Origin of the sequence: Roseburia zhanii, assembly GCF_014287635.1 — a bacterium.
Lineage (GTDB): Bacteria > Bacillota > Clostridia > Lachnospirales > Lachnospiraceae > Roseburia_B > Roseburia_B zhanii.
This window is the reverse complement of sequence record NZ_JACOPH010000001.1, coordinates 504976-528864: the sequence shown is the minus strand read 5'-3', so window position 1 is coordinate 528864 and position 23889 is coordinate 504976. Positions and strand designations below refer to the sequence as shown.

Here is a 23889-nt window from a genome sequence, read left to right as displayed (position 1 = left end):
TTATTTGTCACCTCCGGCAATCGTGCTCATGATCTTATTCTGAGTCAAGTCTTCGCCTGAAAGCTCGCCTACTACTTTACGGTCACGCATTACGACTAAACGTGAACATGTACGCAGCATTTCATCTGTTTCGGAAGAAATGAATGTTACACTCATACCTTCTGAAGCAAGCTTAAGCACTAATTTCTGAATATCAATCTTTGTACCAACATCGATACCACGGGTCGGCTCGTCTAAGATCAGATACTCAGGATGTGTAAGCAGCCAACGACCAATCAATACTTTCTGCTGGTTACCACCGGAAAGAGATTTGATCGGTGTATCTGCAGAAGCTGTCTTAATTGACAGGAGTTTAATATATTCATCTGCATATTTGTATGCCTGTGCTTTAGAGATTGGTTTGAAGAAGCCCTGCATTACCTGTAAAGCAAGGATAATATTGTCACGAACGGAAAGATCTCCGACGATACCATCTCTCTTACGGTCTTCAGGAAGATATGCAATACCATTCTTCATTGCGTCGATCGGTTTTGTAATCTTAACTGTTTTGCCGTTTTTCTTAACTGTTCCGCCTGTAATTCTGTCAGCTCCGAAGATTGCACGAACACATTCGCTTCGTCCGGAACCTAACAGACCTGTAAATCCGTTAACTTCACCTTTTTTAATATAGAAATCAAACAGTTTGATTCCTGCGTCACTGCAAAGTCCGGCTGCTTCAAATACCGGTGCATTATTATCACTGTCTTTATATGTGCTCTGTTCACTCTTGATATCAGACATGTCATCTAATTCTTTACCTAACATTTTTGATACAAGCTGAACACGAGGAAGATTTTCGATTTCGTATTCTCCGACTAACTGTCCGTCACGTAAAACCGTGATCTTATCACATACTTCATATACCTGATCTAAGAAGTGAGTAACAAAGATGATTCCTACTCCTTTTGCTTTCAGATCGCGCATAAGTTTGAACAGCTTTTCTACTTCTCCTTCATCAAGGGAAGAAGTCGGCTCATCTAAGATCAATACCTTACAGTCCATATCAACAGCACGGCCAATAGCAATCATCTGCTGTACTGCTAAAGAACAGCTTCCTAACTGCTGAGTTGCCTTTGCCGGGATATCTAATGATTTTAAGATTCTATCTGCTTCTGCATTCATCTTTTTCCAGTTCTGTCCGAAGCCCTTTGTACGACCAATAAACATATTTTCTGCAACGGAAAGATTTGGACAAAGTGTGATTTCCTGATATACAGTACTAATTCCTAAATTTTGTGCATCCTGCGGGGAATGGATAGCAACAGCTTTATCATGTCCCTTAAGGAAAATATCTCCACTATCTTTCGAGTAAACTCCGGTTAAAACCTTGATCAAGGTAGATTTTCCGGCACCATTCTCGCCCATCAGTGCGTGGATCTCGCCTTCGCAAAGTGTAAAGTCCACTGCCTGTAATGCGCGTACTCCCGGGAAGCTTTTGTGGATATTTTTCATTTCCAATACAGCTTTATCTCTCACGAGTATTCACTCCTCTTCTATATTTTTTCGGAAAGAAAGCGCAGAGAAGCGTACAATATTATCGCTTACGCTACACCCTGCGCCTTCCATCATGTCAGTAAACTATCCTTTTCAATAGTCCTACTGATTAGATACCATATGAATCAACATCATCCTGTGTGATTGTTGTAGCATCAAATCCTTTTTCATCCATGATGATTGTCTTCTCAGCAACTTCTCCGCCGCCTTCGATTGTTTTGATAACTTCATCAATGTATGTAGCCTGGAATGGGTTACACTGTCCATCGTAGTTCCAGTTCTGGTTTAATAATTCTTCTAATGCCCACTTATTGCAGTCAAATCCCATAACGACTACGTCTTTGCCTACACCATGGGAGATGTTAGCTTTATCAAGAGCTGCTACAGCACCTTTAGCCATATCATCGCTCTCAGCGTAAATTACGTTGAATTTCTCGCCAGAATCGATTACAGACTGTACGATCTGCTGTGCTTTCTCTGCGTTCCATTCAGCTGTCTGCTGTGTAACAAGTTTCCATCCGTCATTTTTTACAGCTTCATCAAGTGCTCCGGAACGTCCAACCTGAGCTGCAGATCCCATAACACCCTGAAGGTGAATGATATTGTATTCGTCAAGTCCCTGATCTTTTAACCAAGTAACTGCTGTTTCACCTTCTTTAGCCATATCAGATACGATAGATGCTTCGTAAAGGCTTTCGTCAGCGTCGATTGTACGGTCGAATAAGATTACTCTTACGCCTGCATCTGCTACATCCTGTAATACAGAATCCCAACCAGATACGTCTGCTGCGGAAAGAAGTAAGTAATCAACACCATCCTGGATGAACTTCTGAGCTGCTGTGATCTGCTCGTCGTTCTTAAGGCTGTATGCGAAAGAAGCTTCATATCCGTTCTCTGCTGTGAACATTTCTTTCATAGATTTGTCATTAGCTGTACGGTATCCAGACTCGTTAGGGTCGTTGTTGATGATACCAACTTTGATTAAATCTCCTGAGCTAGCGCTGTCATCTGCAGCTGCTGCATCATCTGTTGCTGTTGTGTCAGCTGTTGCAGCGTCATCTGTTGTTGCTGCATCGTTAGCTGTGTCTGTAGAAGCACTGTCAGAAGAGTTGCCACAAGCTGCTAAACCAAATACCATTGTTGTTGCTAAAAGAGTTGCTAAAACTTTCTTTTTCATTGTAAATCCTCCTATGATTTTTTTAAGGAAACTATCCTTTTGATAGTTTAGATATTACACCTTGTAAATGGATAAATCCATTCACATAATTCATATTATAGTTCATTTTTTTATTAAAGTCTACTAAAAGTTTGTTTTTTTATTTAGAAAGTTTGTTTTTTTATTGTATTTATTCCTCATATGGCAGCATAATCGTAACTACAGTACTTTCTCCGTAAACACTTTTTATGAAAATTCCGTATTTTTCGCCAAAATTCAAGCGGATTCGTTCATTCACATTATATAAACCATAGATTTCATCTCCTCCAGCCACTTTATGCTGGATTTTATCCTGTACCTGTGCTAAACGTTCTTTGCTGATACCGATTCCATCATCCCTAACTTCAATCAGACAACAATCATCCTCCCTTCTTCCTGTAATTACAATTTTTCCCTGTCCACGCTTATTTTTAATTCCATGATAAAGCGCATTTTCTACTAATGGCTGTATTGTAATCTTTGGTATCAGAGACCGGTATAGTTGTTCAGGTACTAAGATTTCATATTTCATGATATCCTGATAACATACCTGCTGGATCTCAAGGTAACTCCTGACATGCTGCAGTTCTTCTTTAACTGTGATGATATCCTTACCCTGATTTAAAGAAGTACGGAAAAACTCTGACAGACTGCTTACCATATTTACCACTTTCTTCTGTTCCCCACATTCTGCTAACCAGATGATCGCATCTAACGTGTTATATAGGAAATGCGGATTGATCTGTGCCTGTAACAGTTCAAACTCTGCCCGGCGCAGACGGACCTGTTCTTTGGTCACCTGTTCTAACAGTTCATTGATCTTATCGATCATCATATTTAAGGAGTCATTCAATACGGAAACTTCTGCACCCGACCGGACATTCGCCCGTACGGACAGATCACCCTTTGCCACCTGATCAGTCACTTCACACAACTTCCGTATCGGCCGCGTGATACTCCTTGGGATATAATAGGATAATATCACAATCAAGCACATAATCGCTCCAAAGGCAATGATCGATGTCTGGATCATCGTCATAAAGAACGCCTGATACTTCTCATGCGACTGCTGGATATCTCTTACTTCATAATAGATGTACTGAAAGATACTCTCCCGGAGCAGGGAGGTTACGATCTGTACGTCATTTTCCCATATTTCAATATTATCTTCATATTTATTACCTGTTTTTAAATTTTCTTCAATACGGGTGATATAGATCTCTAAATTTTCCAAGTACTTTTTAACACTCTCTAAACGGCTGCTGTTCTCCGGTGATTCCGTCAGTTCCTCTAATCCCCTTACGATCCGGTTTGCATCATTAAGCATGTCATTTAAACTCGACTCTGCAATTGTTTTATTCTCTACGATAACAAGATAGGTTTCATAATCAAATTCTTTCTTAAAATCTAAACTGAATTCACTTGCCACAACCGTCGAGTTGATCATATCTTCGTAATTTCTGTTTACATTCCACAAATTATAGAAGCAGAAGATCTGAAGCAGTATAAACGGTACACTGATCAGCATATAAGAATATCTGATCTTCGTTGCAAGACTTGAATCATGATAGACCTGAGTCACTTTTTCTCTCATTTACTTCACCTTAACCTTTTTTCCAAGTCCTGCCGCCTGAAAGAGTTTCCGGTATGCCTTTACTTTCTTCTTTGGCACTTTGATCGTTGTTTTCGATGTGATGCCCTTAAATGTGTTCTTCTTCAAGCTACTTTTCTTAAGTTTCGTCGATTTTACGATGACTGTCTTTAACTTCTTAGAACCCTTGAATACATTCTTGCCTATTTTCGTAGTATTTTTGCCTAAGGTAACTTTCTTTAACGTCTTTGCGTTTGCAAATGCCTGATCTTTAATCGTGGTCACATTTTTGCCAACAACGACTTCTGTGATCCGTTTGTTGTTCATAAATGCATTTTTTGCAATGGAAGTTACTTTATAAACTTTGCCATTGTATTCTATGCTATCTGAGATCACTACTTTTTTCTTATCCGTTGAAACAGGTCCTACATATTCTGCTGTAGCTGCTCCTGTGATCCGGTAGCGTTTATCTAACTCTACAGATGGTGTATCCGGCTGTGTCTGGTCTGGTGTCCTGGTATTATCTGCCGTATTGCTGTTATCTGATGTTTTGCTGTTATCTGATGTTTTGCTGTTATCTGATGTACTGCTGTTATTCGTTGTATCTTCTGTTTTTTTACCATTATCCTGTGGGATATGCTTTGCTGTCTTTTGCATATCACTTGCAAATACTTCGGATTTGTTATGTACCAACACTCCCCGAGCCTCTTTTGAGATGTCATAAATCTCATCCTGCACTACAACGTATACTTTATATGCCGTATCTGCTAAAAGTCCCGTTACCTGCTCTGTCACAAGTGCCGTTCCTTCTTCTGTCATATCTTCCTGTGCGACTGTTCCCATTCCACATGCGGCTGCCTTACTGTCTGCTGTACTGTTTTTTGTACTGCCAACGGCATTTCCCGCTGCCATTTCTAAAATGTGATCTGCATCCGGTGCATCTTCATCTGCTAAAAGTACTGCATAGAAATAACTTCCTGCTTCATCTGTTCGAAATGAGAATGTAAACTGCGTTTCTTTTAATGTATCCTGATCAGCAGAAATCGCAAGTTCCGTTACCTTTGGTGCTACTGTATCTACATAGATTCCTTCCGTTCCTGCATAATTTACATTTCCGGCATGATCTGTCGTTTTTACATAAACGATCTGGTTTGTATCATTTAATATAGAAGGTTTCCGTTCTTCGTCATATGGCTGCCATTCACATTTTTCACTGGCTAATTCCCCGGCTGTGAGTTTTTCCTGTGAGATCAGGTATTCTACAGAAGCTGTCTGGCTTGCCTGGTCTTCACACTGGATCAAAACTTCATTCTGATCTAATCTGTAATGTTGATAAACAAGTTCGTCGTGCAGTTCATCCTGGTAATCTTTGGCTCCGATACGGATATTTGCTGCCGGTCCTGTCTGATCGAGCTTGAATGTCACATTTTTCACATCTGTGACTGCACCGGATTTATTTTTAAACCGGATATTCTTTGTATAATTGCCATCTTCTGAGTAAGTTAATACATCTTTCCATTCTAATTTTCTGACTGCTGTATCCTCTGATGGTACTTCTGCAATCTGATATCCCTCACTGCTTAACATTACATCGGATATATAATACCCATTTTTGCCTTCTGTTGCCTGTAACATCAGTTCCGGCATTTCTAAATACCGGATAGAAAATGTGGTGGAAAATTCTCCCATACAGCTTGTCGTTCCCTTGACCGTCATGGTTGCAGTTCCAGGCTCTGTATTGTTTTCATAGGTCACCTGATAGTCCCATCCATTTTCAAAAACGGTTCCATCATAAGAAGTGATCACCGGAACAGGTTCGACTCCTTTTCCTGTAAAATAATAAGTATCTTCGATTCCGCTCATCATATCTTCAGTCAGTTCAAACCGTCCGATCGCAAAATCTTTCATGATCGTAATTTCCGTATAGGTATAAACAACGGTATAAGTACCTTCCTCTTTGACTTCGTTTACAACATTTCCACGCTTTTTGATCTCATAACTCCAGTCATCGGTGTTATTATCTTTCTCAAATGTCTGTCCTAATGCAGTAACACCTTCTGTCTGTTCAGGCTTTAGAGCGATCACTGCTTTGACTGCTTCTGTCTGGTCTTCTCCTGTATAAGTAAGTCCAGACGGCACTACGATCTCATTCGCGCTTAAATACTGACTGTACTGACCGGTGCCATTATCTGTGATGTCCTTACCGGATAGCTGTTCGGCAGATCCAATCCTGATCGTTCCATTGTTTATCCATGTTCCCTGATTATCAACTGATCCTAAAACTGTCAGTACACCATTATTTTTCAATGCCACTCCTTCCGGTATTGTAAGTACTGCTCCCTCCGGCACTGTCATCCTGCTACCTTCTGCGATCTCAACGTCCTTAGAAAGTTCCGCCGCTGCTGACACTTTATGATTTGTAACGTCTGTCCAGATACCTCCATTCTGTTCAACGCTTGCAGCGATTCCTTTGTTGTTTGTGGTGATCTCTCCACCATGGATCATCACCTTAGCTCCTTTTATATCATATCCATATCCGGAAGATGCATCAATCAGACCGCCATTGATCGTTATCTCCGCTCCTGTTGATCCGATTCCGGCATAAGAGCTCGAATAGGTACGGGCTTTGATGATTCCTCCATTGATCACGATCTTTCCGCAGCTAAACACATTACCGACCGCCGGATAATTTGCCCTGTCTGCATTTCTTGCATTTAACGTTCCTGTCTGGTTCTCCTGACCGTAGATGGTAAGTGATGATCCTATCGGAACATCGATGTTATCGGACACGCTAAGTGTCACACCATCTGCTAATATCAATCTGACATCACCCTTTACGGTGACATGCCACAAACCTGTATTCTGTGTCACATAATACCAGCCATCTGTCCATTCTGCTGTTGCCAGACGGTGAAACTCTTTACATTCCTTTAATTCTGAAACCACCTTTTTTGCAGCCGGATCGTACGTCCGGTCAATATAAAATGCTCCATATTCTATGACTGCCGGTATGATACCGGTGATCTGCGCTGTACCATCTTCCGGATTGATAATGGTCTGTGCATCTATGCCATTGATCTTTGCTGTGGTAAGAGCCGAAAATGCTGTACCTTCTGCCGGCTCTATGATCATTTTCACACCATATTCATAGCCATCGGAAGCAGCATCTGCGATTGCATTTCCATCTAAATAGTAGGTTATGCTTTGGAGCGTACCTGCATTTTCTGCTATCTGTACTGTATCAGGGAGTTTTTCTCCTGCCACTGCATCTACAGTGATGACAAGTTCTATTCCCTGTGCACTTAAACTCACCTTTGGAATTGTGATCTCTACATCTTCTGCTGCATCTGTTGCAAGATCTCCGGAAATCACAAGTGTTCTCAAATCCTTTTTTATCACTTTGATCCCACTATATTCCTGTGTTACATCTCCTTTTGCAAATTCGTATCCATCCTCAACTGTAAGGACTACTTTTTCCATTGCATCCCCCGGCATTACCCGCTGTACTAATTTACCGGAAGAAACTGATATATGTTCACTCTCCGGAATTATCACATTCTTTGCAACAAGTGCTTCTGTTCCGGTATAGATTCCTGTACCTGTGATTTTTTCATTGATCTGAAATGTACCATTATTTGTGATTGTTCCATGATTGATCAGTGTTCCATAAGAACGGATGATTCCATTGTTCACAAGCTGTACCCCTTGCGGTACTGTCAGTGTTTCATCTTCTGCCACCGTCATTACATAATTTTCCGGTACGGTCACATCTTCTTTCATATTTCTGACTGTGATAATCCGGTTATAAGCATTCTTCACAACACCACTGTTATATGTAAAGGATGGACTGATCAGGTTCACTTTTTTCGTTCCTGTTTCACTCCAGAATCTTGTCGTCAGTAAACCTCCATTCATTGTCACCTGATCGGTCAGCCTCCCAAATAAAGTATAGCCGCTATCTGCTACAGAAACATCTCCCTGTGTCGTAACATCTCCGCCATTCATCTCGATCTCAACTCCGCTTCCATCTGTACCGCTTCCGATATTTGCTCCATTCAATGGATTCGGTTCCGATACACAGGACAACGTTCCGGCATTGATCACAATATGTCCACCATTTCCATATTTTCCGGTTCCGATTGTTGTTCCACCAAATCCTCTTTTGATCGTCACTTTTCCACCATTGAATGTGATCATACCGCAGCTTTCACCATTTTCCACAGAGTCTGCCCCATCACCGCCGATACTTGCCTTTCCGTCATCATTATAATATTTTGTGACCACCAACTCTCCGGTCTGCCCTGCTCCTGCATATATTGTAAATCTGTTAGTTCCCGTAACATGGATATGGTGATCGTAAAGCGCCCACTGCATTCCATCTTCTATGATCACTCTGACATCTCCACGGATCTCGATATCTCCACTGCTTTCAACATTGCCATTTACCACGTACCAGCCGTTATTCAAAGTAGTCATACCTGCCGTCAGAACCTTATACTCTTCACATACTTCTGATTCGCTGATCACTTTTCCCTTTTCTTCATCATAATAACGGTTGATATATTCTACCGGTTCTAATGTCTTTTCTTCTGCTGCCTGTACCTGAAAACCTCCTGTGCGAAACAGCAATACGGTAAGTACAAATAAAAAAAATGTTCCTGTCTGCAATAATAACTTTTTCATTCTATCTCCCTTCTATATACCCTGAACTTTTATTTCTGCGAACGCGTCTGATTCCGGTATTCGCTTGGTGTACACCCCTGTGTCTTCTTAAATAAGAAACTGAAATAATGCGGATCTTTGTAACCGACTTCTAATGCGATCTCTCCTGACCGCATATCGGTACATCGAAGCTGCTCTTTGGCACGGTTCATACGAAGCTGTGTTAAATATTCGATAAATGTCTGTCCCATTTCCTGACTGAACAAGGCACTGAAATGGTTTGCACTGACATTCGCAACACCTGCCACGCGGTTTAGTGTCAGAGAATCATCTGTAAAATTCTCCTCCATATATTGTAATGCTGTACGGATCACACTCTGGTTTCGTCCCTTTGAGCGTTCCTCACGCAGCCTGATCCCTTTGCGCAAGATAGAACCGATGATCTTTTCTAAATCTTCTGTAGACTTGATCCTCTCATCTACGATGAACTTCAGGGAATCGTCGATCTCTGTTTTGTCATAACCTAATTTTTCTGCAAAACTTGTCAGACAGAAATGCAGATTCAACAGAATATACTGTTGGAACATCTTTGAACGCATTGCCTCGCCGCCGATCATCTGCAAATAATTCTTCACAAAACTATCTACTTCCTCATCTAGTGCATTGAACAGAAAATTATAGATGATCTCCTGCTTAACAGCATTCATATCAATATTCTGAAGGTTCATATCTTCATCTTTTTCAGTTTTTTCTATATTCTCATAAGAAAATACATAACGATAGCCTAAATAGCGGTAGGCAAAAGATTTCATCGCTTCTTTGTAACACTCACTCATCATGCTTAAACGCTCAACGCTCTTACCTGCACAGACAAACCATTCTAAGGTTCCATTCTGTTCAAATGTCGTCTTTAAAAATTCGATACATTCTGCGGTAATCTGTCCGATCTCATTTTCATCACCCTTGATCAGTACTGCATAATTGAACTGCTGGTTACGGAATAACTGGTAACTCCGGTTATTGATAAAAAACTCATCAATCTTATTCTGTACATCTGCAGCATCGTTTGAATATCTGTCCCCGACGTTCTGATAATCGGACTTTGCGCCAATATCAAATAACACTAAATTATAGCACTGTGCCATAATGTCGATCTGCAGTCTGTCTGCCTGCTCATAGATTCTCTGCAGATCTACATCTTCAGAAACTAACAGTTCAAAGAAATCTCTCTGGGCATTCTTTTCATATGCCTTGATCTCATTTTCAAATTTCTGGTAATACAGCTTCTGCTCGTTCTCTTTTTTATATTTGGAACGGATTCCCTCTAATACCTCTAAAAACTCATCTTTGCTGATCGGTTTTAAAAGGTATTGTTCGATACCTAATGTAATTGCCTGTCTGGCATAATCGAAATCATCATAACCGCTGATAATGATGATCTTAGTATTCGGCAGATCTTTTTTCACAAGTCTGCTTAAAGTCAGTCCATCCATAAATGGCATTTTAATGTCGGTGATCAGAACATCCGGCTTACTCTTTTTGATCAGCGGAAGTGCCATTTCTCCGTCTTTTGCCTCTCCGATGAGTTCAAAACCGTATTCTGCCCATGGAATCATCTTGTGAATCGCTTCACGTATAATAATCTCATCTTCTACTAAAAATACTTTTATCATATTGTTCTACCTGTTCATTTCTCTTTGTGAAAATGTTTTTTATTTTTCAGCTTTATATTTTATTATATCATCTTATAAGGGTTCAACGCAATGCCTGACTTTTTCCGGAATACAAAAAAACAGGACACCGTACCATGTGATACGATGTCCCATTTTATTTAAAACTTTAACTTATAGCCTGTTTCTGCATCAATGCCTAGTTCTGTCCGTAATATGCATTTGCACCATGTTTACGGTAGAAATGTTTGTCACGGATACGATCCGGAGCCGGCTGCACCTTCGGATTGATGAGTTCTGTTCTGGTTGCCATTTTAGCAACTTCTTCTAATACAACTGCATTATGTACAGCTTCTGCTGCATCTTTGCCCCATGTGAAAGGTCCATGGTTCTTGCAGAGAACACCCGGTGTATGCATCGGATTTAAGCCACGCTCTTCGAATGTTTCGATGATGACCATTCCGGTATTGGTTTCATATCCCTCATCAATTTCTTCCTGTGTCAGTACTCTTGCACATGGGATTTCTCCATAGAAATAATCTGCATGTGTAGTTCCGTATAATGGAATACTTCTTCCAGCCTGTGCCCATGAAGTTGCTTCCGGTGAATGTGTATGTACAACACCACCGATCTCTGGATATTTCTTATATAACTCTAAATGGGTCGGTGTATCAGATGACGGTTTATATCTTCCTTCGATCTTGTTGCCTTCTAAGTCCATAACAACCATATCGTCCGGTGTTAATTTATCATAATCCACACCACTTGGTTTGATTACAAAATAACCTGTTTCTCTGTCGATCCCGCTGACATTTCCCCATGTATAGGTGATCAGTCCACGACGCGGTAATTCCATATTTGCTTCATATACCTGTTTTTTTAATTCTTCAAGCATTGTTTTTTCCTTCCTTATTCCATCTTTAAGCACTCAACTGCTGCTCTTTCGATCGGCAGTCCTGCATTGTAAGTCTTTAAGAAATCATCAAATCCTTTGACATCAGATGCTACAGGATTCTCTGTGATACCTGCTTCACCGCCAAAGACTTTGTTGTTCAGATAATCTGCTAAAGATTCGCCATCTGCTTTATTATTCATGTAAGCTGCTAATACGGCAATACCCCATGCACCACCTTCACCTGCTGTTTCCATAACAGATACCGGTGTGTCCATAGCTGCTGCCATGATTCTCTGTCCTACAACCGGAGTCTTGAACAATCCACCATGTCCATAGATCTTGTCTACTTTTACATCTTCTTCTTTTAAGAGGATATCAAGACCATTCTTTAAAGCACCAAGTGCTGTAAATAAATGAACTCTCATAAAGTTAGCAAGATTGAAGTTGCTCTCTGAGCTTCTTGCAAATAACGGTCTTCCTTCTTCAAATCCTGTGATGCTCTCACCGGAGAAATAGTTGTATGCTAATAAACCGCCGCAGTCCGGATCGCCTTCTAATGCTTTGTTGTAAAGTACGGAGAAGAGTTTGTTCATATCTACTTCGATACCAAAGCTCTCTGCGAACTCACGGAACAGTCCAACCCATGCATTTAAGTCGGAAGTACAGTTGTTACAATGCACCATAGCAACTGCATCACCGGTTGGTGTTGTTACTAAGTCGATTGCCTGATGTACTTTCTTTAATGCGTTCTCTAATACGATCATTGCAAATACAGAAGTTCCGGCAGATACATTTCCTGTTCTTACTGCTACACTGTTCGTTGCTACCATACCTGTTCCTGCATCACCTTCCGGTGGGCATACCGGAATACCGGCTTTTAAGTTTCCTGTGGTATCTAAGAGTTTTGCTCCTTCTTCTGTAAGTGTTCCTGCATTGTCACCTGCTAATAATACTTTTGGTAAGATCTCCTCTAATTTCCATGAGAAGTTATATGGTGCAACTAATGCATCGAATTTTTTTAGCATCTTTACGTCGTAATCTCTGGTTGTACTGTCGATTGGGAACATACCGGATGCATCACCAACACCAAGGATCTTCTCTCCTGTCAATTTCCAGTGGATATAACCGGCTAATGTTGTAAAGAATGTTACGTCTTTTACGTGGTCTTCTTTATTTAGGATTGCCTGATATAAATGGGAGATACTCCATCTCTGTGGAATATTGAAGTTCAATTCTGCTGTCAGCTTGTCTGCTGCTTCTTCTGTAATGGTATTTCTCCATGTACGGAATGGAACTAACAGTTCATCATTCTTATCAAATGCCATATAACCATGCATCATTGCACTAAATCCGATAGATCCGATGCTTGTGATTGTTTCATCATATTTTGCTTTGACATCTGCTGCTAAATCTCTGTAGCAGTCCTGCAATCCATTCCAGATTGCGTCTAAGCTGTATGTCCATACACCATTTTCAAACTGATTTTCCCATTCATGGCTTCCTGATGCAAGTGGTACATGATCCTCTCCGATCAATACTGCCTTGATCCTGGTTGAACCAAACTCAATACCAAGGGCTGTCTTTCCTGCTGCGATTGCCTCTTTCTGACTCATTGTCCTTTTCCTCCATGTTACAGTTCTATACTGTTTCTTTTACTTTATTATAAATGCCTTCGGCATCTAAACCATATTTATGTAATAATTCTACTGCAGGACCGGATTCACCGAATACATCGTTGACACCGATTCTGGTTACTTTTGTCGGCTGTTTCTCTGAAAGCACTTCTGAAACTGCTGATCCGAGTCCACCGATAATTGAATGTTCTTCTACCGTAAATACCCTGCCTGTCTTTGCTGCAGATGCTGTGATCAGTTCTTCATCAATCGGTTTGATCGTATGGATGTTGATCACTTCTGCATCGATTCCGTCTGCTGCTAATTTTTCTGCTGCAAGCAGTGTTTCTACAACACACAGACCTGTCGCAAAGATCGTGATGTCTTTACCTTCACGTAAAACAACACCTTTTCCAAGTTCAAACTTGTAATCTTCTCTATCATTGATAACCGGAACTGCCAAACGTCCAAAACGCATATAAACAGGACCGTCATGTTCATAAGCGGCACGTACGGCTGCTTTTGCTTCAATATCATCACATGGATTGATCACAACCATGCCCGGGATCACACGCATAAGTGCAAGATCTTCATTACACTGATGGGTTGCTCCGTCTTCTCCTACAGAGATTCCTGCATGAGTTGCCCCGATCTTCACGTTTAAGTGCGGATACCCGATGGAATTACGCACCTGCTCATAGGAACGTCCTGCTGCAAACATTGCGAATGTGCTGATAAATGGCACTTTTCCACAAGTTGACATACCTGCTGCAATTCCTGTCATATTTGCTTCTGCGATACCACAGTCAATGTGTCTGTCCGGAAAAGCTTTTTTGAATATACCTGTTTTGGTAGCTGCTGCAAGGTCAGCATCTAATACTACTAAGTTGTCTTTTTCTTTGCCAAGTTCTACTAATGCGTTGCCGTAACTATCACGGGTTGCAATCTTTGGCAGATCTTTGATATTTTCGATTACTGACATAATGCTTCACCTGCTTTCTTCAAATCTTCCATTGCGATCTGGTATTCTTCATCATTTGGAGCTTTTCCATGCCATCCAGCCTGATTTTCCATATAAGAAACGCCTTTTCCTTTTACGGTATGTGCAATGATCGCTGTCGGCATTCCTTTGGTTTCCCTTGCTTCTTTGAACGCTGCTGCAATTTCATCAAAATCATTTCCGTCGATATTGATCACATGGAAATTGAATGCCTCAAATTTTTTATCGATTGGATATGGTGAACATACTTCATCGATCGGACCGTCGATCTGTAAATTGTTATTATCTACGATCACTACGAGATTATCTAACTTACGGTGTCCGGCAAACATAGCCGCCTCCCAGATCTGACCTTCCTGGATCTCTCCATCACCGCATAATGCATATACACGATAATCTTTTTTGTCCATTTTTCCTGCAAGTGCCATACCAACTGCTGCTGATAAGCCCTGTCCTAAAGAACCGGATGACATATCAACACCCGGAATATGCTTCATATCAGGATGTCCCTGTAAATAGCTGCCTGTATGACGAAGTGTCAAAAGATCATCTACCGGAAAATATCCGCGGTTTGCAAGTGCAGAATAAAGCCCCGGTGCTGTATGTCCTTTAGACAATACAAAACGGTCACGGTCTGCTTTTTTCGGATCTTTCGGATCAATGTTCATTTCTTCAAAATATAAATAGGTAAAAATATCTGCTGCTGACAGCGATCCACCCGGATGTCCTGCCTTTGCGCTGTGTACGGAAGTTACGATTCCTTTACGGACTTCTACTGCCGTTTTCTGAAGTTCTAATTTGTTCATGCTATCATCCCCCGCTGCTTATTCGCCAAATACTGCCTTATAATCTGCCTGGAATTTCTCAATTCCCTGATCTGTCAATGGATGTTTTGTCATCTGCTCGATTACTTTGTATGGAACAGTTGCGATATCTGCACCTGCTAATGCGCAGTCTGTTACATGGATCGGGTTACGAACAGATGCTGCGATGATCTCTGTTTCATATCCATAGATATCAAAGATCTCTGCGATCGTCTGGATCAGGTCAATACCCGGCTGGCTGATATCATCTAATCTTCCTAAGAATGGAGAAACATAAGTAGCTCCTGCCTCTGCTGCAAGCAATGCCTGATTTGCAGAGAAAATTAATGTTACATTTGTCTTAATGCCTTCTTTTGCTAATACTTTTACTGCTTTTAACCCTTCAACTGTCATTGGGATCTTAACAACCATATTCGGATGGATCTTTGCAATCTCACGTCCTTCTTTGATCATTCCCTCTGCATCTACTGTTGTAGCTTTTACTTCTCCGCTGATCGGGCCGTCTACGATCGATGTGATCTCTTTGATCACTTCATTAAAATCTCTGCCTTCTTTTGCGATCAGGGATGGGTTTGTTGTAACGCCACAGATAACCCCCATATCATTTGCCTTTCGAATATCATCTACATTTGCAGTATCAATAAAAAATTTCATGGTCTTATTTCTCCTTCTCTTTTTATTTTTTATATGCCAATGCAGCCGCCTGAATTTACAGCCCACATTTTTTTGTGAACTGTAACCCATCTGCTGCTGCATAAGGATCATTATGATTGTATGCTAACGATAGAATACTTCTCCTAACATCAGATCTCTCTTGAAATCACGGATCTTTGTATCTTTGTCAATATAAACTGCTTCGATTCCCATTGCATTTGCCCAGTCACCCATCTGCTCTGCAGTTAAGTCATAAGTAAATGCAGTATGATGTGCTCCACCTGCAAGAATCCAGGCTTCAGCTCCTGTATACATATCCGGTTCCGGTGTCCAGAAGTTTGTAGCTGTTGGAAGTTTTGGCATCGGTTTCTCTGTCTTCTTGCACTCAACATCGTTGATGATCAGACGGAAACGGTTGCCAAGGTCGATCAGGGATGTGGCAATACCATGTCCCTCTTTAGAGGTAAATACAAGTCTTGCCGGATCTTCTCTATCTCCCATGGATAACGGCTGGCACTTAATGCTGATCGGGCCGTCTGCGATAGATGGGCAGATTTCAAGCATATGAGCCTCTAAGATACCTTCTTTTCCTTTTACAAGGTTGTATGTATAATCTTCTAACATGGAAGTTCCTTTTGCATCTTTCATGCCGGCTGTCATGATCTTCATCAGACGTACCATTGCTGCAACTTTCCAGTCACCTTCTGCACCGAATCCGTAACCTTTTTCCATCAATCTCTGGATAGCAAGTCCCGGAAGCTGTTTTAATGCACCTAAGTCACCAAAGTGTGTAACGATTGCCTGATAGTTCTTCTCTTTTAAGAATCTCTCGAATCCGATCTCGATCTGTGCCTGGACTGCAACATGTTTCTTGAATTCTTCCGGATCTCTGCCTTCTAAGAGAATGTCATATTTATCATAATATTCATCTACTAAAGCATTTGTATCAGATGCAGATACGGCTGCAACTGCTTCTGCGATCTCATTTACCGGATAAGCATCTACTTCCCAGCCGAATTTAATCTGTGCTTCTACTTTATCGCCTTCGGTTACGGCTACGTTTCTCATGTTGTCTGCCACACGCATTACGCGGATATGGCTACTTTCCATGATACCTACTGCTGTACGCATCCAAGAAGCGATCTTGCCTACAACGACCGGATCACTCCAGTGTCCGACAACAACTTTACGCTCGATCCTCATTCTGCTTACGATATGACCGTATTCTCTGTCACCATGTGCAGACTGGTTCTCGTTCATAAAATCCATATCGATCGTATCATATGGAAGTTCTTCATTGAACTGTGTATGGAAATGCATCAATGGTTTGCGGTATTCCTGCAAACCTAAGATCCATGATTTTGCCGGCGAAAAAGTATGCATCCATGTGATCACACCTGCACAGGTTTCATCTGCGTTTGCTTCGTTAAAAGTCTTACGGATCAGCTCATTTGTGATAAGGGTTGGTTTCCATACAACTTCATATGGCAGAATGCCTGATCTGTTCAGTTCATCTACGATTCTTTTGGAATGTTCTGCTACTTTTGCAAGGCACTCATCACCGTAGAGATCCTGTGAACCTGTACAAAACCAAAACTTGTACTCTTTCTGTAATAACATTTTTATTATCCTCCTATACATTGATACTTATATTTAAACTCTCGCAATCCTACTTCCATCATATAACTTGTACGCACATATATACAAGTTGTTTTTTCTCTACATTTTTAACAATAAATATTCGAAAAATCTGGTAACTATTACTACACGTTTCTGTTTGACTTTTTACTCCTGATCTGCATGGATCTGTCTGCATGAATTGCCGATGATAAGTTCCGGTTCGATCAGTACACTCTGCGGCTTTTCCTGCTCCCCATTGTGCAATAGTTCAAGCAATAACTCTGCTGCCATTTCTCCTAATTTTTCCTGCGGGTGGGCGATCGTGGTAAGCTGTAATCCTTCCTGATTGGCAATATGGGAATTATCATATCCTGTGACGGAAACATCTTCCGGTATACGGAGCCCTTCTTCTTTTAATGCCCGGATCACTTGTACAGCAGTCTGGTCATTGTAGCAGACAACTGCGTCCATTTCCTGTTTCTGTCCTGCTAATTCCTTAATGCTTTCATATGGATGGATCTTTCTGTCTTCTGTATGATACCAGACAACCATTTCCGCATCGTACAGGATCCCTGCCTCCTGCAATGCCATGACATATCCCTTGTGGCGGTTCTGCCCCTGCATATCATCTGCTTTGAATACGCCTGCGATCTTACGGTGTCCTAATGAGATCAGGTAGTGTGTGATCATATAGCCGCCCTTGCAGTCATCCATTAAGATATGCGGTTTGTCACGCATCTGTGGAAAACACCCCTGTATAAATACATAGGGTATCTGAAATTCTTCTAATTTGCGGTACAGATGCATATGTCTGCAAAAAATCTGGCTCTTGCTCGGTTCTATGATGATGCCGTCGATATCTTTTTGTAATAATTCCTCTAAATACTGTGCTTCACGGCTTCTCGAATTTCTTGTATTCTTTAAGATGATGCTGTACCCCTCTGCAGTCAGCACACTGTCGATTCCCTGTATGACACGGGGAAAAATATAATCCGACAGATACGTCGTGATCACCGCAATATTTTTCGAGTTATGTGTATGCCGCAGCAGTTCGGAACAAAATGTCCCCCTCCCATGTTCTGCATAGATATATCCTGCATTCTGTAATATAGCCAGTGCTTTCCGAACAGTCTGTCTGCTGACCTGATAATTCTGTGAAAGTTCATTTTCCGAAGGCAGCTTCTCTCCTGCTTTTATTTTTCCCGAAATGATCTGCTCCTTTAAGTCTTCCATCAGTTGAAAGTACTTGAGCTGTTTTCCATTACTAGACTCTGCCATATGTATTCCTTTACTTCATATACTTTTCCTTTAGTTTTTCAATACTGATCGGTCTTGAAAAGTAATATCCCTGATAGCTTCCCGGTCCATATGGTTTTAAGAAATCCGCTAATTCCCGGTCCTCGATCCCTTCCACACAGACCTTGACACCCAATTCATTGGCGCACTGTGCGACAGACCGTACGATTACCTGATTTGCAATTTTTTCGCTTATGCCTGCGACAAACCCACGGTCGATCTTTAAGGTATCTACCGGAAGATAACTCAAAACATCTAATGAAGAGAATCCTGTTCCAAAATCATCCAATGCCACTTTGATCCCCATATCCTTAATCTGTTTAATCTGCTGTGTCAAAAAATTCTGCTCTAATGTCCGGCATCGCTCTGTTAATTCAATACAGAGATTTTCCGGTGGAAACTCTACTTTCTCCAATATGGAGGAAAGCGCTTCGATAAATCCAACACGTTCCATCTGTGGATAGGCAATATTGACATTGATCACAAAATCTTTCCACTTCGCAATGATCGGCTTTCCCTCGGTCAGCGCCCTCTCTAAGATCCAGTTACCCAGTTCGTAAAAACAGGCATCATTTTCTAACCAGCGGATAAAGACCCCCGGCGGCACTTCTCCGAATCTGTCATTTTTCCAGCGCAGCAACGCTTCCATTCCTATGATCGTTTCGTCCTCTACACTGACAATCGGCTGATAGTTCAGATAAAATCCCCTGCAGCCATTCAGTACGCTGTGCCTTAAGGTTTCTAATAATTCCAGATTACGTCTGCCATGATCCATTGTATCTGTATCAAAGAATACAAGCTCCCCATGTCTGTCATGCTTTGACAGGGAAAATGCATAGGAAAGTCCTGTCAGAACAGAATGTATCCCTGCATTATCATCGAGTATGACTGCTCCGGCTGAAAATGTGATTGCAATCGGTTTTTCTTTTAGTATCTGCTGTTTCTTAATATTCTGCTTCAATTCATCATAAAATTCCGTGATCCATTCTTTATCCTTATTTTCAAAATAAAAAGCAAAACGCACCCCATCCATACGGTATACACTGCCCTGATAATGGACTGCATCCAAAAAATCTGCTGCAATCGTCTTCAATATCACATTGCCGGTATCATATCCGTAAATATCATTGATATCTGAAAAATGATTGACCCCGACCATTAACAGACAGATATTCTTCCTGCATTGTATGCCAAACAAGATTTTGTTACTCAGTTCGTAAATATTATATAAATTTGTTGTTGCATCAATATTATCCATGATCCCATGGTTTTCGATGGTTCCGGCAAACAGATCCGGTCTGCTACCCTCTCCCTTTAAAACTCTCCCTATACAGGTACAGGTCACATATTCACCGGTCTTGTTCTTTGCCCTGTACTCAAAGTGATGTTTTTGCGATCTTCCTGAAAATATATCATCGATCTGCTCTCTGTAAACTGCAATATCATCAGGGTGTACATGCTGCTCCCAGATGCTGCCGGCATCATACATATATTCTCCCGGCAGTCCAAAGTAATCTACAGCATTTTTTGACCATCTCGAAACATTTGTCTGCATATTGCACATATAGACATAATTTCTATCGGATGTATCTGTAATAGCCGAAAATACCTGTGAATCCAGACCTGATATATCCAGTATCATAGTATAGCCCCCTCTTAACTAGGCAACAGTAAATTTCTTCGTGTCTGCCCTTAATTGTGCTGCAGCTTCCTGTGCACCTTTCATAATCTCCTGCATTTTAGCAGCCTCTGCATTGATATCTCCAATACGGTCTGCGATAGTCTCTGTATTTGCTGCCCCGTCACCGGCTGCCTTTGTCACTTCTCCGATTGAAGCTGTTACACCTGTTACAGATGCTAACAGCTGCTGGGATGCCGCACTAAAATCCGTGACCAGACCTTCCACATAATTTGCATCTTCATTATAGGAATCTGCAAGTTTTTCAAACCCATCAAAACTATCCGATACATCATTTCCGACAAATGCCAGCAGGCTCTCTGTATCTTTTACCAGCCTTGCAACTGCGGCACGCACTTTATCTGTGATCTCCTGAATATTTGCAACTGTACTTGCAGACTGTTCTGCCAGATTACGGATCTCATCTGCAACTACTGCAAATCCTTTTCCTGCTTCACCTGCTCTTGCTGCTTCAATGGATGCATTTAATGCCAGAAGATTCGTCTGTGATGTAATGCCCATGATCGCATCTGCTAATACTTCGATCTGTTCTACTACCTTTACGTTTTCAAGTGCCTCTGCCAAACTTGAAGCGATCTCGGAATGTACCTGATCTGTCTTCATCCTGCTTGCCGCCACACTTTCTTTAGAATCAGCTGCACGTCTGTGGATCTCATCGACTTTCGCATTGCCTTCCTGTGCATGTGATGCGATATCTCTTGCAGCACTTTCAATGTCTTCAGATAATGTATTAACAGCCTCTGCAGAAGATGCTGTTTCCTGTGTACCCGCTGCAAGTGCCTGTGTTGTGCCTGAAACATGCTCGATCCCGCCAACTAACTCACTCATATTCTCCTCTGCAACACGTACGGTTTCATCTAGCATATCTGCTTCTCTTTGTACATATCCGATCAGATGCCGCATATTATGTGAAATATTCTTCATACTGTCTGCAAGTTCTCCAAATTCATCCTTCCGCTGCAAAGTATTGCTGTCCACGCGTTCCGTAAAATCTCCAGCACCCATTTTTTTTGCAAATACAACGTTTTTCTTAAGATCCCTGTTAATATCGATCGTCAGATATAATACCCATGCATCGCATAACAGTGACAATACTAACAGCACAGAAAAAAAGCTGTTCTGCCTTGACTTCATCTCTTTTTGGATCTTATCTCCAACCTCTGTTTCTATCTTCTGTATCTCGTCCTCATTGATGTTTAACCGGTTCTGCTGCACATAAGCAGTCATCTGTTCTACAACGCTCTCTCCTACCGCATCCATATTATGCGTTCCGGCTACTAATCCATAACCGCTTATGATCAAAATCTCAATGACCAGTATCAGCATCTTTGCCTTCAGTGTAATCCTGCCTCTTAACTTCATAGCATCCTCTCCTTTGCATTTTTTCGCATAGTAAGATTGTACTATATTTCATATATTTTTACAATAGATTCCTCTGTCTTGTACAAAAAAATATATAAATTAGCCAAAAAAAGAAAGCATCAGATGATACTTTCTCTTCTTATCTTTCTTATATTTTATAGGATAACCGGACAGCAACTGCTTTAAAATTCTCCTTTGGTTCATACAGAAGCATTCCATCGGTAATGACTGCCTTCTCTTTTGTATCACTGAAAATTTCTTCTATCTGATAGGTTTTATCTTCCGGCAGGGGAATTTCGATTCTCTGTGGCAATGCGCCGGCAAACGTGTGGATCAATGCATATGCCTGATGTTCTTTTCCGATACGGACAACTGCCTGATAGCCTTTCGGATGTCTGGCGCTTTTGATTTTTGTTCCAAAACGGTACGACTGGCCATCTGCGATCACCTGAGCGATCGTCCGGTAAAATGCCATGCCGTCTTCGACCACGTTCCACTGCTCTTTGCTTAAATGCAATACATCCCCGGAAATGCACATCCGTCCTAAAAATGTATTGATCACAGAATATGCGATCCGTTTTAAGGAATCTGTTTCACGGATCACCGCCCAGATCTGGCTCTGTGCCGGATGGATCGCCCGATGCAGGTTTGCGGCTATGATCGGTATTTCCTGACATTCATGTGCATCAGAAAAAGAAGCCATGCTCATCTGTGCCATTAAGGAAGGCTCCAGGCGATGTCCGCCGGAGGCACAGTTTTCTAATATGATATCTGGTATCTCCCGCTTTACTTTCTCAATAAATGCCTGACTTTGTTCCATATTCTGACGTAAGCCTTCTCCTAATGATTCTGCTCCATCACAGCCGATTCCGATCGTTTCATTGTAATCGATCTTCATATAGCCAAATCCATAGGTCTTTAACGTTCCGATGACTTTTTTCGTCAGATAGTCCTCTACATACGGATCACGCATATCCCAGAATCTCCGGAAATAACTTGTAAGGACTGCTCCATCTTTATGCAGCAGATGTGATGTATCCTGATATGCCCTTGCTGCACTGCCGACGGTTTCGATCTCAAACCAGATTCCCGGCACCATGCCGGCATCTTTGATCAGATCTACTGTCTTTTGCAGTCCGTCCGGAAACAATTCTTTCGATACTTCATAATCTCCCATGCCAATATCCCATGGCACATCTTTTTCTTTATACCAGCCACAGTCTATGACAAAATAGCCGAAACCTTTTTCTTTGATCTGATCAACGATCGCCGCGATATTTTCATGGGACGGATTGCCCCATGTCGTACAGTATTCATTAAAAATGACCGGCAGATCTTTTTCAGAATCAGGAGTATGTTCCATTCTTTCTTTTGCTGCTTCTGTAAGTCTGCCCGTAAATACATCGATCGAATCTGTATGCGCAGTACTTACGATCGCCTCCGGTGTACGAAAACTTTCTCTAGCAGGGATCGTCTTTAGCCAGTGTCCGAAATCCCTGTCTGCTAAACCACCGCTCATACTAAGCCCTTCATCTTTTCTGTATAACTCGATCTGCCATGATGCCGGATGTGCGATCTGTGCACCCCAGAATACATGATGCTTTGTATCTTCGATCGCCGCAAATGGAAAGTAACCATTGACAGGCATTGATCCCGTCTGTCCAAACTTTTCGCAGCGTACGGCATGTGGTTCCCATGCCGGCTCTAACTGCAGATCCTCTACCGGAATGACTTCTAAGCGTCCTTCCTGACTCCAGACACTTCTAAGTCTGTAGATCTGTAAAGTTTCATAACCGTCCCCTTCCATATACGGGGAAAGTCCTCCTAAAGAGAAACTTTCAAACATTTCAAGGTCTGCATCTTTACTTCCCTGATTTTTAAATTCACAAAATATCCGGACATATGGTGTCTGTTCTTTCCAGATCAGATTGTGTGTAACTTCGTAACCTCTGTCATCTTCTAATATGGTAGCAATACAGATCCTGCCCTGTTCTTTTTCTACCTGCTGCCTGCAATAACGAAGCCTGCGGACAGTTTCACTGTTTCGCATGGAATTTCCCATTGCATATGCTTCGTTATAGATATCCCCTGTCAATTTCATCTGCACTAACGGCTCGATCTTTCCTTTATATTCTGCCGCCTTTGCAGAAAGGACAAAAGGGAGCAGTAAAAATCCGACCTTCCCGCTTTCATCCTCTAAAAGATATCTTGCAGTCATATCACCTAACCGGTATTCCTGTAATATCTTTTCTGCCATGCTCATTCCTCATTTTAT

General features: G+C 41.5%; 15 protein-coding genes. All 15 read right to left on the bottom strand.

Annotated elements, in window-relative coordinates; genetic code table 11:
- Window positions 1–1491: a sugar ABC transporter ATP-binding protein gene (locus H8S17_RS02325; RefSeq protein ID WP_186866198.1), complete on the bottom strand. Its 1491-nt coding sequence runs from the start codon at window positions 1489–1491 to the stop codon at window positions 1–3.
- Window positions 1492–1642: 151 nt separating this feature from the next.
- On the bottom strand, window positions 1643–2710 hold the full coding sequence (locus H8S17_RS02320) for an ABC transporter substrate-binding protein (RefSeq protein WP_186866058.1): 1068 nt from the start codon (window positions 2708–2710) through the stop codon (window positions 1643–1645).
- A 169-nt stretch (window positions 2711–2879) separates the two neighbouring features.
- The gene (locus H8S17_RS02315) at window positions 2880–4322 is read right to left on the bottom strand and encodes a sensor histidine kinase (RefSeq protein WP_186866057.1); all 1443 of its coding nucleotides are present in this window, start codon (window positions 4320–4322) and stop codon (window positions 2880–2882) included.
- Window positions 4323–9002, bottom strand: a complete 4680-nt coding sequence (locus H8S17_RS02310; protein WP_186866056.1) for a leucine-rich repeat domain-containing protein — start codon at window positions 9000–9002, stop codon at window positions 4323–4325. It abuts the gene before it with no gap.
- Window positions 9003–9031: 29 nt separating this feature from the next.
- Window positions 9032–10654, bottom strand: coding sequence for a response regulator transcription factor (locus tag H8S17_RS02305; RefSeq protein WP_186866055.1), 1623 nt, complete (start codon window positions 10652–10654; stop codon window positions 9032–9034).
- A gap of 196 nt (window positions 10655–10850) precedes the next feature.
- Window positions 10851–11546, bottom strand: a complete 696-nt coding sequence (locus tag H8S17_RS02300; RefSeq protein ID WP_178051959.1) for an L-ribulose-5-phosphate 4-epimerase — start codon at window positions 11544–11546, stop codon at window positions 10851–10853.
- Window positions 11547–11560: 14 nt separating this feature from the next.
- Window positions 11561–13159 carry a xylulokinase gene (locus H8S17_RS02295; protein WP_186866054.1) on the bottom strand — a complete coding sequence of 533 codons (1599 nt, stop codon included), beginning with the start codon at window positions 13157–13159 and terminating at the stop codon, window positions 11561–11563.
- 25 nt (window positions 13160–13184) lie between these two features.
- Complete coding sequence (locus H8S17_RS02290) at window positions 13185–14141, bottom strand: transketolase family protein (protein ID WP_207723345.1); 957 nt, start codon at window positions 14139–14141, stop codon at window positions 13185–13187.
- Complete coding sequence (locus H8S17_RS02285; protein WP_186866053.1) at window positions 14132–14965, bottom strand: transketolase; 834 nt, start codon at window positions 14963–14965, stop codon at window positions 14132–14134. Before H8S17_RS02285 ends, H8S17_RS02290 begins: the two co-directional genes overlap by 10 nt.
- A gap of 18 nt (window positions 14966–14983) precedes the next feature.
- Window positions 14984–15637, bottom strand: a complete 654-nt coding sequence (fsa, locus tag H8S17_RS02280; RefSeq protein ID WP_178051232.1) for a fructose-6-phosphate aldolase — start codon at window positions 15635–15637, stop codon at window positions 14984–14986.
- 123 nt (window positions 15638–15760) lie between these two features.
- Window positions 15761–17257 (bottom strand): L-arabinose isomerase, encoded by a 1497-nt coding sequence (gene araA, locus H8S17_RS02275; protein WP_186866052.1) that lies wholly within the window; start codon window positions 17255–17257, stop codon window positions 15761–15763.
- Between the two features lie 165 nt (window positions 17258–17422).
- Window positions 17423–18535: a GntR family transcriptional regulator gene (locus H8S17_RS02270; RefSeq protein ID WP_186866051.1), complete on the bottom strand. Its 1113-nt coding sequence runs from the start codon at window positions 18533–18535 to the stop codon at window positions 17423–17425.
- 10 nt (window positions 18536–18545) lie between these two features.
- Window positions 18546–20195: a GGDEF and EAL domain-containing protein gene (locus H8S17_RS02265; RefSeq protein ID WP_186866050.1), complete on the bottom strand. Its 1650-nt coding sequence runs from the start codon at window positions 20193–20195 to the stop codon at window positions 18546–18548.
- An 18-nt stretch (window positions 20196–20213) separates the two neighbouring features.
- Window positions 20214–21614 (bottom strand): methyl-accepting chemotaxis protein, encoded by a 1401-nt coding sequence (locus H8S17_RS02260; protein WP_243237936.1) that lies wholly within the window; start codon window positions 21612–21614, stop codon window positions 20214–20216.
- A 148-nt stretch (window positions 21615–21762) separates the two neighbouring features.
- Complete coding sequence (locus tag H8S17_RS02255; protein WP_186866049.1) at window positions 21763–23871, bottom strand: glycoside hydrolase family 36 protein; 2109 nt, start codon at window positions 23869–23871, stop codon at window positions 21763–21765.
- Between the last annotated feature and the right edge of the window lie 18 nt (window positions 23872–23889).

What these genes read in the sequence shown, in the direction of transcription:
- H8S17_RS02255 (WP_186866049.1), bottom strand. Translation starts at nt 23,871, where the DNA reads ATGGCAGAAAAGATATTACAGGAATACCGGTTAGGTGATATGACTGCA.
- H8S17_RS02270 (WP_186866051.1), bottom strand. Translation starts at nt 18,535, where the DNA reads ATGGCAGAGTCTAGTAATGGAAAACAGCTCAAGTACTTTCAACTGATG.
- H8S17_RS02320 (WP_186866058.1), bottom strand. Translation starts at nt 2,710, where the DNA reads ATGAAAAAGAAAGTTTTAGCAACTCTTTTAGCAACAACAATGGTATTT.
- H8S17_RS02265 (WP_186866050.1), bottom strand. Translation starts at nt 20,195, where the DNA reads ATGATACTGGATATATCAGGTCTGGATTCACAGGTATTTTCGGCTATT.
- H8S17_RS02290 (WP_207723345.1), bottom strand. Translation starts at nt 14,141, where the DNA reads ATGTCAGTAATCGAAAATATCAAAGATCTGCCAAAGATTGCAACCCGT.
- H8S17_RS02260 (WP_243237936.1), bottom strand. Translation starts at nt 21,614, where the DNA reads ATGAAGTTAAGAGGCAGGATTACACTGAAGGCAAAGATGCTGATACTG.
- H8S17_RS02305 (WP_186866055.1), bottom strand. Translation starts at nt 10,654, where the DNA reads ATGATAAAAGTATTTTTAGTAGAAGATGAGATTATTATACGTGAAGCG.
- H8S17_RS02310 (WP_186866056.1), bottom strand. Translation starts at nt 9,002, where the DNA reads ATGAAAAAGTTATTATTGCAGACAGGAACATTTTTTTTATTTGTACTT.
- H8S17_RS02315 (WP_186866057.1), bottom strand. Translation starts at nt 4,322, where the DNA reads ATGAGAGAAAAAGTGACTCAGGTCTATCATGATTCAAGTCTTGCAACG.
- H8S17_RS02300 (WP_178051959.1), bottom strand. Translation starts at nt 11,546, where the DNA reads ATGCTTGAAGAATTAAAAAAACAGGTATATGAAGCAAATATGGAATTA.
- H8S17_RS02285 (WP_186866053.1), bottom strand. Translation starts at nt 14,965, where the DNA reads ATGAACAAATTAGAACTTCAGAAAACGGCAGTAGAAGTCCGTAAAGGA.
- H8S17_RS02325 (WP_186866198.1), bottom strand. Translation starts at nt 1,491, where the DNA reads ATGAAAAATATCCACAAAAGCTTCCCGGGAGTACGCGCATTACAGGCA.
- araA (WP_186866052.1), bottom strand. Translation starts at nt 17,257, where the DNA reads ATGTTATTACAGAAAGAGTACAAGTTTTGGTTTTGTACAGGTTCACAG.
- H8S17_RS02295 (WP_186866054.1), bottom strand. Translation starts at nt 13,159, where the DNA reads ATGAGTCAGAAAGAGGCAATCGCAGCAGGAAAGACAGCCCTTGGTATT.
- fsa (WP_178051232.1), bottom strand. Translation starts at nt 15,637, where the DNA reads ATGAAATTTTTTATTGATACTGCAAATGTAGATGATATTCGAAAGGCA.